The organism is Rhizorhabdus argentea, assembly GCF_037861105.1.
GTDB classification, from domain to species: Bacteria; Pseudomonadota; Alphaproteobacteria; order Sphingomonadales; family Sphingomonadaceae; genus Rhizorhabdus; species Rhizorhabdus argentea.
This window is the reverse complement of sequence record NZ_JBANFK010000008.1, coordinates 66570-83073: the sequence shown is the minus strand read 5'-3', so window position 1 is coordinate 83073 and position 16504 is coordinate 66570. Positions and strand designations below refer to the sequence as shown.

Below are 16504 nucleotides of genomic sequence, written 5' to 3'. Positions count from 1 at the left end.
ATAACGTCGAAAATAGAGGGGTCCATAACCTAAAATAATATTCAAATTATTATGTTACATAGGAAGTCACGCAACCGCACTTCGCGTGAGGGGTTCTCCCAGGCTCACTTCACCTCGCGGAGACAGCGCATGTTCATGCACAATAAGCGGTTGCAATATACGGTAAGGGTGGCCGAGCCCAATCCGAAGCTGGCAGTCTGCCTGCTCGAACAATTCGGCGGCGCGGATGGCGAACTGGCCGCCGCCATGCGGTATTTCACACAGGGCCTTGGCGAAGAAGACCCGGGCCGTAAGGATATGCTGCTCGACATCGCGACCGAGGAACTTAGCCACCTGGAAGTGATCGGTTCAATCGTTGCCATGCTGAACAAGGGCGTTCGCGCCCAGCTATCGGAAGCCGCTATGGAGGAAGCGGAGCTGTTCCGCGTGATCGGCTCGAGCGGCGTGAGCACGAAGGAATCGGTGCTGTTTGGGGGCGGACCATCGCTGATCGATTCCGCCGGCGTTCCCTGGACCGCGGCCTATGTCGATTCTCGCGCTGAGCCGACGGTCGATCTGCGGTCGAACATAGCTGCCGAATCGCGCGCCAAGATCGTCTACGAGCGGCTCATCAACATCACCGACGATCCAGGGATCAAAGAGGCCCTTGGTTTCCTGATGACGCGCGAGGTGGCGCATCAGAAGTCGTTCGAGAAGGCGCTTTATTCGATCGAGGGCAATTTCCCACCCGGCAAGCTGCCGGGAATGCCCGAATATGCCGATGTCTATGTAAACGCCTCCCAGGGCCTTGGCGATACCACCGGGCCGTGGAACTCGGGAGAGCAATGGGAGCGGATCGACGATCTCGAGAAAACCATGCCGATCGACGGCGGAGACGGCAGCGCCTCGGTGAAGCTCAGCAACGACGATGCTGCGGCGCTTCAGCAACTCGCGGCAAGAGGTATGTCCGATCCTTCGCTCGATCCGACCACAGGGGCCGATCTCGGCGCGGGGCCCGGCGCCGGCAAGACCAAAGCCGTCGCGCCCGAACTGCGGTGAGCGATCGGCCCAACAGCAGGTCACTCCTGTGAGTGCCGGTTCGATCATCCTGGCGGGCGCCGCCGCCAGTTTGATCGCCGGCGTGGCGACGGTGGTCGGAGCCTTGCCGCTCCTGGGACTGCGACCGCCCTCCGAGGAGCAGCAGAACCTGCTCCTCGGTTTTGCCGCTGGCGTGATGCTGGCAGCATCCTTCTTCTCGCTGATCATCCCGGCGATCGACGCGGCGCGCGATCATGGCAGCGGACGTCTCGCAGCGTCGGGCCAGCTCACCGCCGCGGTTTTGCTGGGCGCGTTGGCGATAGCTGAACTCAACCGCCGTGTGCCGCCGCTCGATCAACTGGGGATTGGGCCGCCGGGGATCGCTGCCAGCGCCTCGGCGCGCCGGATCTGGCTGCTGGTCGCGGCGATTACTTTCCATAATTTCCCGGAAGGCATGGCGGTCGGCGTCAGCTTCGGCGGCGGTGATTTCGATCGAGGCAGGATGACGGCGCTCGGCATCGGACTGCAGAATATCCCAGAGGGTCTTGCCGTCGGCGTGGCCTTGATGGCGATCGGGCATAGCCGCGCCAAAGCCGTGCTGGCGGCGCTGGCGTCAGGCCTCGTCGAGCCTGTCGCAGGCTTGATAGGCGTCAGCATCGTCACCGCCGCACACGCTTTCCTGCCCTGGGGCCTCGGGCTCGCTGCAGGCGCCATGATCTACGTCGTGGCCGCCGACATCATACCCGACGCCCATGCGCGTATCGCCGGGGGCGGTCGGCTGGGATCGGGCTTGATGGCTGGGCTGGGCGCGATGATGTTTCTCGACACGCTGTTCGGTTGATTGCCGGAACGACCGTGCCGAAGTTCAGTGATCGCGTCGGTCGCAGTTTGGCTGTTCATTCTCCCGCGCAGCGCTGAGGCGGACGGCCTCATCGATCGAGCGAAGCAGATCGTCGAAGTCAGACCCCTCGACGATAGGAAAGGCATTCCGAAACCCGCTGCCAAGAATGTTCAAATCCCTCTGCGTCAGGAGACCCACGGCTACTATCTTTGGGCGCTCATACATGTGTTCTTCCAGGCAACCAACCAGAACAGGACAACGCCGGGAAAGGGCTGCCGTGCCAATTGTTTCATCGACGGGTTTTATTCCCTTGATCTGCCGGCAGTCGCGACGTGATTGCCCTGCCGTAGATCACCCCTTCAAGGCGGCGGCGATCATTCGGATCAATAGGTCCCGGTCGAGCGGCTTGGGGCAGCGGGGAACATGGCGATAGCCTTCGGGAATCGCTTCTTTATCATACCCTGTGAGGAACAAAAACGGGAGATCTGCCGTGGCGAGGGCGTCCGCGACGGGAAAGACCCGCTCTTTGCCGAGATTGATGTCGAGCACCGCAACGTCGACACCTGCTGGGTTCTCGGCAAGAGCGTCCAGCGCCTCCCCGACGGAACCCACCGGGCCGAGCACGCTTGCTCCGTTGCTTTCGAGCCACAGAGCGACATCGGAGGCGATGAAATAATCGTCTTCGACCAGGAGTAGACGATAGCCGGAGATCGCGCTGCAATGTGCTTCAGTCATCCCGCCTCCCCCAAAGCATGTTCAGGTCCCACGTTCGCACACAGCCATAACCCACTCAAGAGCATGGCCGAAGCCGTTGTGATTCAACAAATGCAAAAGTTCGGCATGATCGCGAAATCTATCGACGGCTGGCAGCCTCCCGCAGTGGAAGTGCGGACGCGACGATGATGGCTCCCGGTCACCTCCCCCGATCGTCACCTCGCCAGAAGGTTGCTAATCCGCTGCGGGGCTGCTCCGCTTCGGACAGCAATCATTCCGCCGGAGCCGGGCTTGGCCAGCCGGAGAAAAGGGACGGCTTCCAAGCTACTTCTTCGATATGCCTGGCTTCTGCCGGGCTGCCGGCCTGGATGGACAATATCCATGTTGTTCTACAGCCGCAACAACGACAAATCCCTATGGGGCCGGTCGGATTTGTTTTTGGATGCTATGATCTATATTATAATACTCATTAAGTATGATTCTATTTTTTCCTTCATTAGACATGATTTAATTGTAAAATCCAGATAACCATAACAAATGTTGTATAGAGTTTTTGGTAACGTCGGCATATTGTGGTTCGTTATTGACGAGATATGAGCTGTTGATCATTTGCGATATGGTCGCCGGGTGCTGGTGGATGCCCTCGAGTGGCTGATCGCATCTGGTCTCGGGGAGGTTGGCATGCGACACAGCTTCTTGCTGCGGATCATGATAGCTTGCGCGGGGATCTCCTCGCGCTGGCGGTCGCCGGTGATCCACGTGTCCGGTTTCCACGGCGTCTTCCGCACTTCGGCGAACCAGGCACTCATATGAGTAGGCATGGTTTGAACGGCAGCTTCAGTGGCGAACTGCTGCTGAGAAGGCTTCAGAAGGTTGCTCCGTTGAGCTCCGTAGAAGCTGACCTGGTCTTGTCCTTGCAGAAATCCAAGGACCACAGCCCGGGCTCGCATGTCACGCCGAATGTCGAAGGTGCCGCCTTTCCGCGCATCCTTGTGGCGGGGTGGGCTTGCAGGCCGCGGATACTGCCGGATGGCCGATGTCAGATGCTGTCGATTCAGCTGCCGGGCGACATCGTCGGCGACGGCGGCAACCGCCGGCCTCTCGAGATGTCGCCGGTCGTAGCGCTTACCAGTGTCCGAACGATCAGCGCGCGGCCGATCTTCGCGGCGATCGCGCGCGATCCGGTGCAGTATGGCGCACTTGCCGACGCAGTCGGGCAGCTTAGCCGCATGGAAGAAGCGCGGCTGATCGATCATGTCGTCCGTCTCGGTCGCCAGACCGCGGTTCAGCGGGTCGGCCATTGCCTGCTCGAACTCTACCACAGGTCACAGGCGATAGGATTCGTGCAAAGCGGCTGCTTCCCCATGCCACTGACGCAGGAAGTATTGGGAGATCTGCTCGGGCTGAGCCTCGTTCATGTGAACAGGGTGCTGTCGCAGTTGAAGCGCGCTGCCCTGATCGAGATGCAATCGGGTGTGGTTCGTGTGCGCGATGTCGACAAGCTCGCGCTGCTCGCGGATTATTCGCTGCCGCTACGCCAAAGCATGCCTATGGCCTCGCCGGAGATGAACGGCCTGCAGTATAGTTGAAACCTATGATGCCGAGAAGCCTACCGCCGTGCATCGCATGCAGGCAGCAATGGTCGGCAGCATGGCGGCGATGTTCAAAAAGAGACGATTCTTAAGGGCTTACATGGATCACCCTTTGGAACTGCGGAGCGGCGGTGACGTTGGCTGAGCCTGAGGATCAGGAGATCGAGAGATGGCTCAGAAAGGCGCAGGCGGTAACCCTGGAGCAATCGCCGGCAAGGGCGGTGACGCGGGCTCCGGAGCCAAGAGCAAGGCCACCGGCGGCAAGGGCGGCGGCGGTCGTTCTGGCGGCAGCAAGAGCGGCGGCGGCAAGTCGTCCGGCGGCTCATGACATACCGGAAGATCGCATTGCTGTCGGTGTTTTGCCTGGCCGCTGCGTGCAATCGAGCAGGCAGCAACCCGGCAAGCATCGAGGAGAACCCAAGCAGCGTCATACCGAGTGATCGCCTCGCCGATTCGGCCTCCGCCGGCAACGGTACCGTGGCCGACCCAGGTTCCGGTGCGACGGCTGTCGACCCGCAGTCGGTCGGGGCTTCGGCGCCCGGCGCAGGGACGTCCGGGCCGGCCGGCGCCGGGCAGGCGACGGGCAGTTCCGACGGCGGACGGTCGCTTGGCGACCGGTGACGCCGGATTGCCCTGGCCCGCCTGCTATTTTCTCGGCTGCAGCAGCTGGTCGAGCCAATTCGGGCCGCTGTTCGTCCGCTCCAAGCGCGGATAGCGGTTTCCGCCAAAATAGGGGATCGTCACCGTTCGAAACTGCTCTCCACGGCGCACGAGGAGCTCGATCGGCGTGCGCGTCGTCGGCGCGCTGTCGAGCCGTTCGCCGAGCCGGCTATTGTCGAAATTCTCGCCATCCAGCGCGACGAGGATGTCGCCATTGGTGAGGCCGGCCTCGAATGCGGGGCTGTCCCATATCACCTGGTCGACACTGTGGTCCGCGGCGTCGATCACCAACCCGAGCGAATAGCTGAAATCCGCGACTTTGCGCCTGCGCTCCTCGATTTTCCAATAGCTGGTCGGCTTGCTGGTATAGGCAAGCCGATAGCCACTCTTCGTGAGCCAGCCGAGCGGCGCGTGCGGCTGCGGCTGCTCGACCCGGCTGCGCAGGAAGCTCGCCCAGTCGTGGGGAGCGATGCTGTCCAAGGTGCGCACGACATCCTCGAATGTATAGGTGAGCGCCCCCCAATCGCCATCTCGCACGCCGAAGAAAGCTCGTGCGAAATCGTCGAGCGAGCGCTTGCCCCGGGTCAGTTCGCGCAGCTGCATGTCGGTGTCCAGCCAGACCAGCAGCCCTTCGTTGTAATAGTCTTCCGATCGCTGGAGGCTGGTCCAGGGCTGGGGCCGGCGAGCGGCAATGATCGGATCGTTGGTGGTATCGATCAGCGGCCGCCATCGCCGCCCGGGCCGGGTGTCGAGCGCTGCGGCGATCATCGCGATCCCTGACAGCGTGTCCTCGGTGGAAACCAATCCCGACCGCGCCTGCAGCACATAGCCCCAAAACTGGGTCTGTCCCTCGTACACCCATAGCAGCGAGTTGCGCATCGGTACGCTGTAGTCGGGCGTGTAGAGATCGGCGCCGCGCCGATATTTGCCGTTCCAGCTATGGGTATATTCGTGCGGCAGGAGATTGCGGCGCGCGGTCTGCTCGTCCCAATGGGTGAAATAGCCGGCAGTGACCCCGTTTTCGCTCGACCTTTGATGCTCGAGGCCTATCCCGCCGAGCCGATCGCTGATCGAGAACAGGAAGTCGTAATGATCGTAATGTTCGGCCCCGAACAGCCTGACCGCCTGCTCGACGAGACGGCGGTGTACTTCGATCTGTGCGTCGTTTGCGGCAAGTTCTTCCGGGCGGTCGGCGGCGATGTTGAGCCGGACCTTCGGGCTGAGCTGAATCTGCCGGAAATAGCGGCCCGCGAGCATCGGGCTGTCCACCAGCGTCTCGAAGTCGACCGGGCGGAAGGCAATTGCGCCGGCTGCTTGGGGGGCGAGCGGCTCCAGCGCTGTGCCATAGCCCCACCCGTTCGGCAGGACCGCTTTGGGCGAAACCATGATTCGGCGGGTGAAGTAGCCGGCCGGATAGAAAGCCGTCAGGTTCCACTGCAGACTCAGCATCTCTCGCGTCATGACGATTCGTCCCTGCGCCGGAGTGACCGGGGAAACATAATCGAAGCTTATGTCGATCGCGCGCGCACCGTCCGGAACCTCGACCCGGATGGCATAGACATCGACCGGGTCGCGCTTCCAGGCGAGTTGCTTGCCGTCAGCGGAGATGGTGAGGTCGGCGACATCGTCGATCGGCCCGCGCGGGGCGTGGTTTCCGGGCAGCCATTGCGGGTAGAGCAGAGTCATGCTGCCCCGCGCGACGACGGGGATATCCTCCCTGACGCGAAAAATGCCGCGTGCGACGTCGGTCGCATCGACGGTCAAGGCAATCGTGCCGGGGTAGGGGATGTCTTGTGCGACCGGCACCTGCCGTTCGATCGCCAGTGGCTGCGGGCGACTGAAATCCATGGCTGCGGCCGGAAAGGATGCGGCAAGCGCAAACGCTGCAAGGAAGAGCAGGTGGTGCGAACGCATCGGGGAGAATATCCGGATCTGGTTTATGGCCGGACCATGCCGCCTCTCCACAGGTTCGTCACCCCCGCAGCGCACGCTTTCTTGCAGCCGGCGGCGATCGATGCGGATCTCGTCGGTCGCCGATCTGCCTGATGTTCCGCCCGCCGCTTAATGCCAGCGCCAACCTGGCGGCGCAGCGTCGAAAGGCGCTCAAGGGAAGGCCCAAGCCATCGCCCCGATTTAGGGCTTCACGAATTTCAGGGTCATCCGGTCGCTTTCGCCGATCGCTTCGTAAGTTGCCCTGTTTGTGTCCCCGAGCCGATAGTTGGGGGGCAGCGTCCACACGCCGTCCGGCCAGTCATGTGTATCCTTTGGATTGGCGTTGATCGGGGATTCACCGGCAAGCCTGAAGCCGGCGGCGGTCGCCAGGCGGACAATCGTCGACCGTTTCAGGTAGCCGCTCGATCTTTCCCGGCTGCTGTCCATCTCCTCGGGAAGCCGGTGGTCGACCACGCCTAATATGCCGCCGGGCTTCAGCGCCGCATAGAAGTCGCCGAACGCCTTCGCGGCGACAGTGTCGCCGGCCATGATCAGGTTATGGACGTTGCGGAAGGTCAGCACGCGATCCACCGTGCCGGGCGGAATTGTTGACGGCTCAGTCGGGCTGAACGGCGCGACCTCGACGGTGCCGAACCAATCCTTATTCTGCTCGAGCATGGCCCTGCACGCGGCAAGGTCCTTTTCCGAGGCGGGGGGCATCGCGATGTAGCGGCCTTTTCTATTGAGCGCCGGGGCGAGGATCTGGGTGTACCATCCGCCGCCGGGGTAGAATTCCACCACCGTCTGGCCGCTGTGGACGTCGAAAAAGGCGAGCGTCTCGGACGGGTGGCGATAGGCATCGCGCGCCCGCTGCGCTTCGGCCCGGCGGCTATCCGCAATTGCCGTGGCGATGGTCGGATCGGCCTTGGCTGCGTGGCTGCCAGCGGCGGGCGCTATCATGGCGATGGCGGCGGCGATAAGCAGGTGGCGCAACGCGCATCTCCCGATATTGAGCTGCCCGCATGATGACGGAGTGGAGGAAAGGTGCAACCGGAATACGTCTGGCCGACGATGTTTCTCGTCCTGTTGGCAACTCTCTCGCTGGCGGCGGACTGGTGGCGGCACCATCGCCGTGAGGCGCATCGCGCCGTGGCGCGCATGGGTTGGATTCCTTGGCCGCTGATCGCGGTGCTTGCGCTGATCGGAGCCGCTATATGCGCGGCGATGTGGCTGCGGGGAGGCTGATCGGGTTGCCCACCGCGCCTTGCCCGAGGTGAGGACCAAGATCGGCAGGGATTACAGGCAGGCCTCCAGCAGAGGTTGGTCGAAGCCGAACTGGCGCGCTTTCTCGATCGAATAGGGACGCAGGCCCGAGGAGACATATTCGCCGATGATTTTCCCGTCGGTGTCCTCGGCATGATATTCGAATTTGAAGAGCTCCTGCGTGATGATCACGGGGCCTTCCATGCCGAGCACTTCGGTAATGCTGGTGACGCGGCGCGAGCCGTCCCGCAGGCGCTTGACCTGCACGATCATGTCCACCGAGTCGGCGATCTGCTTCGAAATCGCTTCCTTGGGCACCTTGATGTCCGACATCATCACCATGTTCTCCATACGCGCCAGCGCTTCGCGGGGGCTGTTGGAGTGCAGTGTGCACATGGATCCGTCATGGCCGGTGTTCATCGCCGCCAGCATGTCGAAACATTCCGATCCGCGGATTTCGCCCAGGATGATGCGGTCCGGGCGCATGCGAAGCGCGTTGACGACGAGGTCGCGGATCGAGATTTGGCCCTGTCCCTCGAGATTGGCGGGACGGGTCTCGAGCGGCAGCCAATGCGGCTGCTGCAACCGTAATTCGGCGGCGTCCTCGATCGTGATCACGCGCTCGCCGGGGTCGATCATCTTCGACAGCGCATTGAGCATTGTCGTCTTGCCCGAGCCGGTGCCGCCCGAGATAACGACATTGAACCGGCTCGCGCCAGCGATCTTGAGCAGGGTCGCCATCTTCTCGCTCATCGACCCGCCGCGCGCCATGATGTCGAGGGTGATCGGCTTGGACGAAAATTTGCGGATCGAGATCGCCGTACCGCGCAGCGACAGTGGCGGCACGATTACGTTGACGCGGCTCCCGTCCAGCAGGCGGGCGTCGGCAAGCGGCGTCGTCTGGTCGACGCGCCGGCCCACCTTCGACACGATGCGCTGGGCGATCTGGAACAGATGCTCCTCGTCGCGAAAATTGATCTTGGCGAGCTCGAGCTTGCCCTTGCGCTCGACATAGGTCTGGTTGGGTCCGTTGACCATGATATCGGTGATCAGCGGATCGCCGAGTAGTTCCTCGAGTGGCCCGAGCCCGAGCAGTTCGTCGACCAACACCTTTTCCAGCGCGAACTGTTCGCGCCGGTTGAGGGTGATGCGCAGTTCGGCCAGCACTTCGCCGATGATCGGGCGGAATTCCTCGGCCAGTTCGTCCTTGCTCAACGAGGCGGCCGCTTCGGGATCGACCCGTTCGAGCAGGCGCGGCAGCACCTGTTCCTTGATCTTGTGGATTGAGGCTTCGAAGCCTTCGACCCGAGAATTGCCCGCATCGCCGGACGCGGCTTCGCGGATCGCCAGACGCGCCATCGCGTCTGCATGCTTGGGCAACTCGATCTGATCCTCGTCGACCGGGATCGGGTCGTCGAAGCTGGGCATGCCCGCGAACGGGTCCGCACCGCCGGACAGCGGCGAAAGTTCGATCGGCGGGAATTGAAGGCCGCCGGTCAAGGGGCCGGGCGCATCGCCCTGCATTGGCCGCGCCACGCCGAAGGCGGGCTTCGCACCATGCGTCATCGCTCCACGCTTGCCGAATGCACTCATCGCGAACTCATCCCCGCCGGCCAAACTCCGGCCCAACGATGATCCAGTAACTCCAAAGCCCTCAAAAACGGTTAACCGGCCTTTGGCAATCCGGGGGCAGGGCTCGCGGTCGATCTTCCAAGGTCGGATCGCCCTGGGCGAGAAGGATGTCTGCTTCCATTTGGTCCAATATGGTGCGGAATGCCGCCGCATATTTCTGCCGCAGTGCGTCGCTTGTCAGTGAGCAGGCCGCTATATACTGTTCGCCAACATTTCTGTTTGTATAAACGGAACTGGATCGACGGGCGGAGCCGGGGGGCAACGTCTCCGGCGCGATCGAAACCAGCGTGATGCTGTACGAACGGGGGGTTGTCGGCAAATGGGGGCGCCAGCATATCTGAAGCGATATGAGCCGGAGGTCGGCGTCATATCCTCGCTTCTGCGCTTTCCGATCCTGTTTTTCATCTGGGGATCGGTGGGCTTCGTCTACAAGGTCTTCATGAACCTCTCACCCGGCGGCTTCGTGCTGTCGATGCTGTTCTTCGCGACCTGCGCACTGGTGGTGCTCGGATGGATGACGCGGCTCAGCATGGCGGCGCTTGGCGCTATATTGATGGTCCATGGATATATCCACGGCGGTACCGGCTCAATCCTGTGCGGCGTGGTAGCGGCGCTCAGCGCGCTCCTGCCGCTGGGCGAATATTATTCGCTCGACCGCTATCTCAAGCTCCAGACGCCGCCGGGTTTTTATGATCCGGTAACCCCGACGTCGGCGCCACGACTGTCGCCGCCGGTGATGCTGCTCTTTGCGCTCCTTGCCGCCTTCATGATTGGCGGCCCCACCTACAATCAGATCTTCCACCATCAGAACAAGATGTTCCGGTCGTGGGACATGTTCCACCGGATCGGCGCGCAAATCGTCAACGTCCATTTCTTCTACGCCGAAGCAGGGCGCCGAAGAGACACCGACTATATGGAAGAACTGGGGCACAAGGGGCTCGTGTCCGGCACCAACCGCGACGAGAACAAGCCCTATCGGCGCGATCTCAACCTGGTTGGCGCGCACGATCTGGAGTCGCTCATCGCGCGGGTTTGCGCCTCCTCCAGAACGCCTTCTTCGCTCCGGGTCGAAGCGCGGATCGCCTCCATGAAAGACGGCTGGAGGGAACTCTACAAGGGTAGCGAACCCGTCTGCCTGACCCATGTCTCGGAGAAGACGTCATGAAGCAGGCCCAATTGCTCTACGATTGGTGCTTTCGCTATGAGGGGTCCAGCCGCTCGTCCACGATCATCCGGATCGGCCTTCCCATTCTCATCTGGTACCGCTTTGGCCATGGTCCGGTGCATGGCCTGCCGTCCTACGGTGTCGGTTGGGCGATCCTGTTCTATCTATCTCTGTTCGGCATGTTTTTCGGCATCTTCTCGCAGCTGTCCACTTTCGTGGCGGGCACGGTGACGCTGGCCGCATATTATTATCTCAACGTTCTCCACCATCATGGCGAATGGGCGCACCATCATACCTACCTGCTCGCACTGGCGACTTGGCTGCTGGCGTTTGCGCCCTGCGGGAAATCCTATTCGGTCGACCGTTGGCTGGCGGTCCGCAGGGCCGCCAAGGCCGGGAGGCCACCGCCGGCGGAGGAGGGCAATCTGTTCGCGCTGCGGCTGATCGCGCTCCAGATGGTGCTCCTTTATTTCTTCGCCTTCTGGGACAAGATGTTTGTCGCGGGCAAGAATGCCATTTTCTACAACTTCCTCAACGGCAGCCGCCTCGAGCAGATCTTCATGACCCATTATTGGGGCTCTGGTTTCCACATCGCGCCGTGGATGACCGCGATCGGCTCCGCGATGGCGATCACCGTCGCGATCGTAGAATTGCTGCTGCCGCTATTGCTCGTCGAGCGCTTGCAGAAGTGGCTGGTGATCCCCGGAATCGGCCTGCACATCGCCTTCTATGTGCTGCTGCCGCTGGAAACCTATTCGCTGACCTGCATCCTGCTCTACTTCGCGATCTTCAACGCCAACAAGGTCCACGCCTTCATCGATGCGCTGGGGCCGCAGGGCGCGAGCGGTGCGCAACCCGAGGCCCAGCTCGCCGTAGCCTGAATGACGGGCGATGGCGGCGTGCGATCGCTCTCAGGCTGTGGCGACGAAATCCGCTGATGTGATCGCCGCCGCGTTGGCGAAGCCCAGTAGCTTGAAGGTCTCGAGCGGGTCCGAGGGCCCGGCATCGTAGAAGATATAGCTGTCGCCGCCGACCTGCAGCGCCGCCACCTTGCTGCTCCCGCCCTGCGCGCCGAGCAGAAACTGCGCTGTGTTTGCCGCTTCTGCGAGGCTGGCATAGGCGATGCTGTGCAGTACCTGTGCCGGTGTGCCGAAGCTCATGTGGATGTGATCGACACCGTCGGTAAAGTCGGTGATGACGTCGGTCGGTCCGCCCAAGGCGAACACTGCCTCGCCGACTGCGAAGCTGAAGACGTCGCCATCGCCGCCGCCGGTCAGGATATCGATGCCTGTGCCGCCGTCCAGACTATCCGTGCCGAGATCGCCCAGGAGCTGGTCGTTGCCGGTCCCACCCGTGATGCTATCCGCGCCCTGGCCACCCCGCAGCGAGTCGTTACCTTCACCGCCGTCGATCGTGTCGTTGCCGAGATTGCCGTTGACGCTGTCATTCTCGGTTGCGCCGAATATCCTGTCATTGCCCTGGCCACCCTGGATCCGGTCCGATCCCGCGCCGCCGTCGAGCATGTCGTCTCCGGCATTGCCCTGCAGGTAATCGCCGCCACTGCCGCCATTGATCGAATCCGCGCCGTCGCCGCTCACCGCCACGGCGGCCGCTCCATAGAGATGATCGTTGCCGCTGCCGCCATTGATCGAGTCGGCGCCGGCCCCACCCATCGCGAAGTCGCTATTATCATTTGCGGTGATGCTGTCGTTGCCCGGCCCTGTGATGGCGGTATCGATGCGGGTGCCATAGGCGATGGCGATATTGTTGCGCATAGTGGCCGCGCTGCTGAACGCGCCGTCATTAAGGTCGACATCAGACGCGGCGGTGAAACCGGACAGGTCGAGCGTGTTGTTCAGGCCCTTGTCCCACAACGTGACAACCGGATTGGCGTTCTGGTTGAAATCGAAGAACTTGGCGATCTCCCCAGCGATATTGCTGTGGAAACCGAACGTCTGTCCGCCGGACAGCGGGGTGACCACCGCCACGCCATAAATGCGCTGGATGGCGATGATATCGAGCGGCATCGGCGTGGTCGGCGACGTCCCATAGAACAGGCCATTATCCCCGGCCTGGGCGCCCCATCGATATTGCGGCCCCGACAATGTCTCGCTGTTATAGGACATTAGCGACCATGCGCGCGTATCGAAGGACGTGTAGGGCGACGCCGCGATATCGAGGCTCTCATCATAGGGCCCGCCATGGCCAAGCCCGAGTACATGGCCCCACTCGTGGATCAGCGTCGTATAGGGATATCCGCCATAGTTGCTCAGTGACGTGCCGAGTGGACCGAAAGCGGGCACGGAGGTGTCGATCTCGATCCGACCGGAGCTCGAAACGCCGAGTTGGGACGTGCCGGTATTCGCGGCTGTGGCATTGTTGCCTCCACTCGCGCTGCCGTCGCTCCCGCGAACTAGCGTTACCTGTGCGGCACCCGCGCCCATATCGACGAAGGTGACATTCGCTACCGACGACCACAGCTTGGCGGTGGCGGAAAAAGCGCCGCGCTCGGCCGCGGTCCATGAGGATGCCGGATCGAACCGATAGCTGATCGTTGCTCCCGTGCCGGTGGTGGGGCTTCCGAATTTGGCGCTGTAATTATAGCCCGCGCTGGAATCATAGCTGGGCGGCGAATCCAGATTCCACGTCCAGTAGCTGATGTCCGCAGCAATGCCGTTGGCGGCGACTCCGCTGATATAGGCAGCTTCCAGGCTTTGAACCGTGGTAATGGACGTCATGATCTTCCCCGCGAGGGTCTATAAGGGCCAGATATGGTCAGTGACTCAACATCATTTTGATCCGGTTTAGATGTGCTTCGCTGTCTACAGGCTTGACGGGGGCGAAGTCATGCAACTTAATGGTTGCGTATCTGACTCCCCTTAGAGTGTATGCAATTGAGGAGGTTGCCTTATGGATAGCATCGTCAGGACGATCGACATCGCCGCTCCGGTCGAAAGGGTTTGGCGGGCGCTGACGGATCATGAGGAGTTTGGCCGATGGTTTCGGGTAAAGCTGGAAGGACCCTTCACTCCCGGCGAGCTTAGCTGCGGCACCATCACACATCCCGGATATGAGCATGTCCGCTGGACGGTGCGAACTGTGGCAATCGAACCACAGCGTCGCTTTGCGTTTAGCTGGCATCCATATGCGATCGATCCCAACATCGATTATTCGAACGAACAGCCGACGTTAGTCGAATTCCGGCTTGAGCCGAACGATACCGGCACTCACCTGACCATCACCGAGTCGGGCTTCGACAAGATACCGGTGGAACGTCGTGACGAGGCCTTGCGGATGAACGGCAATGGCTGGACGGTCCAGGTCGAAAATATCCGCACACATGTCGAGGGCTGAGCCGCGGCTGTCCGGGGATCCGGCCCCGCTTTTCGCGGCCTTGGGCGACCGGACGCGACTGTCGCTGCTGATGACGCTCAGCGACGGGCGCAGGCGCTCAATCACCGCGCTCTCCGCCGACAGTCGGCTGACCCGCCAGGCCGTGACGAAGCACCTACGAGTGCTGGAGCAGGTCGGGCTTGTGGAAAGCGTACGCGATGGCCGTGAAAGCTGCTTTACCTGTCGTCCCGAACCGCTGGAAGCTGCACGTGCTTATCTCAACCGGGTGGCGGCGCAGTGGGACGACGCGCTGGGAAGACTGAAGGCCTTCGTGGAAGAGTGACGGTGATCGTCGCCGCGGCGGATCGCAACCGACAAAAGAAAAGGCCCGGCCGCTGGGCGGTCCGAGCCTTGGACTTCGTCAGCCGAGGGCAGGAGTCAGGCTTCGCTAGCCTGCTCCGCCAGCACCGTCAGTCCCTTTTCATTGACCTCGGCGAAACCGCCTTCGACATGGATCCGCGCCGTCACCGTGTTGGGCCCCGAGTAGATCGCCAGTTCGCCCGAACGTACCACCGACATAAAGGGGGCATGGCCCGCCAGCACGCCGAAGTCGCCTTCGGTGCCGGGCACTACCACCATATAGACTTCCTCCGAACGGAGCAGCTTTTCGGGGGTGACGAGTTCGAAGTGCAGGTCTGCCATGATCAATCCTGTTTCGCTGCCAGGGAAAGGTCGAAAGCCCTTGTGGCTTTTTCGAACTTGTCCCGGCAGCCGCTGTTGTAGAAGCCGACGACTGCGCCCTTGTAGAGGGTCAGCGAGTCTGCCGCGATCGGATCACCCGACCAGGGGCAGCTTTCGTTGACCGCGTCCTCAAGGCGCAGCCCATTGTTCATCAGGCCGCTTCGGCAGCCAGCTTCTTGGCCTTCTCGACGACCTCATCGATGCCGCCGACCATGTAGAAGGCAGCTTCCGGCAGATGGTCATACTCGCCTTCGACCACGGCCTTGAACGACTTCACGGTGTCTTCGATCGCGACGAACTTGCCGGAGATGCCGGTGAAGACCTCGGCGACGTGGAACGGCTGCGACAGGAAGCGCTGGATCTTGCGGGCGCGCTGGACGGTGAGCTTATCCTCTTCGGAAAGCTCGTCCATGCCGAGGATCGCGATGATATCCTGCAGCGACTTGTACTTCTGCAGCGTCTCCTGGACGGCGCGGGCGGTCTCGTAATGCTCCTGGCCGACGATGCGCGGCTCGAGCATGCGCGAGGTCGAGTCGAGCGGGTCGACCGCCGGGTAGATGCCCAGCTCCGAGATGGCGCGGTTGAGGTTGGTGGTCGCGTCGAGGTGGGCGAAGGACGTGGCCGGCGCCGGATCGGTAAGATCGTCGGCGGGCACGTAGATCGCCTGCACCGAGGTGATCGAGCCCTTGTTGGTCGAGGTGATGCGCTCCTGCAGCGCGCCCATGTCGGTCGACAGGGTCGGCTGATAGCCCACCGCCGAAGGAATACGGCCGAGCAGCGCCGACACTTCCGAGCCCGCCTGGGTGAATCGGAAGATGTTGTCGACGAAGAACAGCACGTCCTGGCCTTCGACGTCGCGGAAATATTCGGCGATCGTCAGGCCCGACAGTGCGACGCGTGCGCGGGCGCCGGGCGGCTCGTTCATCTGGCCGAACACCAGCGCCACCTTCGAACCCTCGGGGGTCGGGTTGCCGTCGGCATCCTTGGCGATGACGCCCGCATCGAGGAACTCGTGATAAAGATCGTTGCCCTCGCGGGTACGCTCGCCGACGCCGGCGAACACCGAGGTACCGCCATGGCCCTTGGCGATGTTGTTGATCAGCTCCTGGATCAGCACGGTCTTGCCGACGCCGGCGCCGCCGAACAGGCCGATCTTGCCGCCCTTGGCATAAGGCGCGAGCAGGTCGATCACCTTGATGCCGGTGACGAGGATGCTTGCGTCGGTCGACTGGTCGACGAACAGCGGGGCATCGGCATGGATCGGTGCGGTCTGGGTCGCGTTGACGGGGCCGCGCTCGTCGATCGGTTCGCCGATCACGTTGAGGATGCGGCCGAGCGTCATCGGGCCGACGGGAACGCGGATCTGCGAGCCGGTGTCGGTGACTTCCTGGCCGCGGGTCAGGCCTTCGGTTGCATCCATAGCGATCGTGCGGACGGTGCCTTCGCCGAGATGCTGGGCGACTTCGAGGACGAGGCGGTTGCCGTTGTTCTGCGTCTCGAGCGCATTGAGGATCGCGGGCAGCTCACCGTCGAAGGCGACATCGACGACGGCGCCGATGACCTGCGAGATGCGGCCGACATTGTTGGTGGTGGTAGCCATGGTCTGTTTCCTGC

General features: G+C 62.2%; 19 protein-coding genes. 11 read left to right on the top strand and 8 right to left on the bottom strand.

Translation table 11 applies throughout. From position 1 onward, the window contains the following. The first annotated feature begins 129 nt into the window (after nt 1-129). From AAC645_RS09765 to AAC645_RS09755, 3 genes are read left to right on the top strand one after another with little or no spacing between them, the layout of a single operon-like run. The gene (locus AAC645_RS09765) at nt 130-1038 is read left to right on the top strand and encodes a manganese catalase family protein (protein ID WP_340315614.1); all 909 of its coding nucleotides are present in this window, start codon (nt 130-132) and stop codon (nt 1036-1038) included. Between the two features lie 28 nt (nt 1039-1066). Then, complete coding sequence (locus AAC645_RS09760) at nt 1067-1858, top strand: ZIP family metal transporter (protein WP_340315613.1); 792 nt, start codon at nt 1067-1069, stop codon at nt 1856-1858. A gap of 27 nt (nt 1859-1885) precedes the next feature. After that, nucleotides 1886-2194 carry a hypothetical protein gene (locus AAC645_RS09755; RefSeq protein ID WP_340315612.1) on the top strand — a complete coding sequence of 103 codons (309 nt, stop codon included), beginning with the start codon at nt 1886-1888 and terminating at the stop codon, nt 2192-2194. Nucleotides 2195-2209: 15 nt separating this feature from the next. Here the strand turns inward: AAC645_RS09755 and AAC645_RS09750 are convergent, their stop codons facing one another. Further along, nucleotides 2210-2593 carry a response regulator gene (locus AAC645_RS09750; RefSeq protein WP_340315611.1) on the bottom strand — a complete coding sequence of 128 codons (384 nt, stop codon included), beginning with the start codon at nt 2591-2593 and terminating at the stop codon, nt 2210-2212. A gap of 1022 nt (nt 2594-3615) precedes the next feature. On the opposite strand from AAC645_RS09750, the gene AAC645_RS09745 reads away from it, so the two are divergent. From AAC645_RS09745 to AAC645_RS09735, 3 genes are all read left to right on the top strand, one after another. Further along, nucleotides 3616-4161 carry a Crp/Fnr family transcriptional regulator gene (locus tag AAC645_RS09745; protein WP_340315610.1) on the top strand — a complete coding sequence of 182 codons (546 nt, stop codon included), beginning with the start codon at nt 3616-3618 and terminating at the stop codon, nt 4159-4161. A 172-nt stretch (nt 4162-4333) separates the two neighbouring features. Then, on the top strand, nt 4334-4492 hold the full coding sequence (locus AAC645_RS09740; RefSeq protein WP_340315608.1) for a hypothetical protein: 159 nt from the start codon (nt 4334-4336) through the stop codon (nt 4490-4492). Further along, nucleotides 4489-4785, top strand: coding sequence for a hypothetical protein (locus AAC645_RS09735; protein WP_340315606.1), 297 nt, complete (start codon nt 4489-4491; stop codon nt 4783-4785). The genes AAC645_RS09740 and AAC645_RS09735 overlap by 4 nt, the downstream gene beginning before the upstream one ends. Nucleotides 4786-4809: 24 nt before the next feature. On the opposite strand, the gene AAC645_RS09730 is transcribed toward AAC645_RS09735, so the two are convergent. Together AAC645_RS09730 and AAC645_RS09725 are read right to left on the bottom strand one after the other, a co-directional pair. Next, a complete protein-coding gene (locus AAC645_RS09730; protein WP_340315605.1) occupies nt 4810-6738 on the bottom strand; it encodes a M61 family metallopeptidase in 1929 nt (642 codons plus the stop codon). A 219-nt stretch (nt 6739-6957) separates the two neighbouring features. After that, nucleotides 6958-7716 (bottom strand): class I SAM-dependent methyltransferase, encoded by a 759-nt coding sequence (locus AAC645_RS09725; RefSeq protein WP_422785818.1) that lies wholly within the window; start codon nt 7714-7716, stop codon nt 6958-6960. Nucleotides 7717-7800: 84 nt separating this feature from the next. Between AAC645_RS09725 and AAC645_RS09720 the strand changes: the two genes are divergently transcribed. After that, nucleotides 7801-8001: a hypothetical protein gene (locus tag AAC645_RS09720; RefSeq protein ID WP_340315602.1), complete on the top strand. Its 201-nt coding sequence runs from the start codon at nt 7801-7803 to the stop codon at nt 7999-8001. 51 nt (nt 8002-8052) lie between these two features. Here the strand turns inward: AAC645_RS09720 and AAC645_RS09715 are convergent, their stop codons facing one another. After that, nucleotides 8053-9612 carry a CpaF family protein gene (locus tag AAC645_RS09715; protein WP_340315600.1) on the bottom strand — a complete coding sequence of 520 codons (1560 nt, stop codon included), beginning with the start codon at nt 9610-9612 and terminating at the stop codon, nt 8053-8055. 358 nt (nt 9613-9970) lie between these two features. Here AAC645_RS09715 and AAC645_RS09710 point away from each other — a divergent pair, with 358 nt between their 5' ends. Continuing rightward, nucleotides 9971-10816: a hypothetical protein gene (locus AAC645_RS09710; RefSeq protein WP_340315598.1), complete on the top strand. Its 846-nt coding sequence runs from the start codon at nt 9971-9973 to the stop codon at nt 10814-10816. After that, nucleotides 10813-11697: a hypothetical protein gene (locus AAC645_RS09705; RefSeq protein ID WP_340315597.1), complete on the top strand. Its 885-nt coding sequence runs from the start codon at nt 10813-10815 to the stop codon at nt 11695-11697. Before AAC645_RS09710 ends, AAC645_RS09705 begins: the two co-directional genes overlap by 4 nt. A 30-nt stretch (nt 11698-11727) precedes the next feature. Here the strand turns inward: AAC645_RS09705 and AAC645_RS09700 are convergent, their stop codons facing one another. Further along, nucleotides 11728-13554, bottom strand: a complete 1827-nt coding sequence (locus tag AAC645_RS09700) for a M10 family metallopeptidase C-terminal domain-containing protein (RefSeq protein ID WP_340315596.1) — start codon at nt 13552-13554, stop codon at nt 11728-11730. Nucleotides 13555-13726: 172 nt separating this feature from the next. On the opposite strand from AAC645_RS09700, the gene AAC645_RS09695 reads away from it, so the two are divergent. Then, the gene (locus AAC645_RS09695) at nt 13727-14170 is read left to right on the top strand and encodes an SRPBCC family protein (protein ID WP_340315595.1); all 444 of its coding nucleotides are present in this window, start codon (nt 13727-13729) and stop codon (nt 14168-14170) included. After that, nucleotides 14157-14492, top strand: a complete 336-nt coding sequence (locus tag AAC645_RS09690) for an ArsR/SmtB family transcription factor (protein ID WP_340315594.1) — start codon at nt 14157-14159, stop codon at nt 14490-14492. The genes AAC645_RS09695 and AAC645_RS09690 overlap by 14 nt, the downstream gene beginning before the upstream one ends. A gap of 95 nt (nt 14493-14587) precedes the next feature. On the opposite strand, the gene AAC645_RS09685 is transcribed toward AAC645_RS09690, so the two are convergent. Genes AAC645_RS09685 through atpD form a run of 3 tightly spaced genes read right to left on the bottom strand, consistent with a single transcriptional unit; the run spans nt 14588 to nt 16490 of the window. After that, nucleotides 14588-14851, bottom strand: a complete 264-nt coding sequence (locus tag AAC645_RS09685; protein ID WP_340315593.1) for an ATP synthase F1 subunit epsilon — start codon at nt 14849-14851, stop codon at nt 14588-14590. 2 nt (nt 14852-14853) lie between these two features. Beyond that, nucleotides 14854-15042 (bottom strand): glutathione S-transferase, encoded by a 189-nt coding sequence (locus tag AAC645_RS09680; protein WP_340315592.1) that lies wholly within the window; start codon nt 15040-15042, stop codon nt 14854-14856. Further along, nucleotides 15042-16490: a F0F1 ATP synthase subunit beta gene (gene atpD / locus AAC645_RS09675; protein ID WP_340315591.1), complete on the bottom strand. Its 1449-nt coding sequence runs from the start codon at nt 16488-16490 to the stop codon at nt 15042-15044. Before atpD ends, AAC645_RS09680 begins: the two co-directional genes overlap by 1 nt. Between the last annotated feature and the right edge of the window lie 14 nt (nt 16491-16504).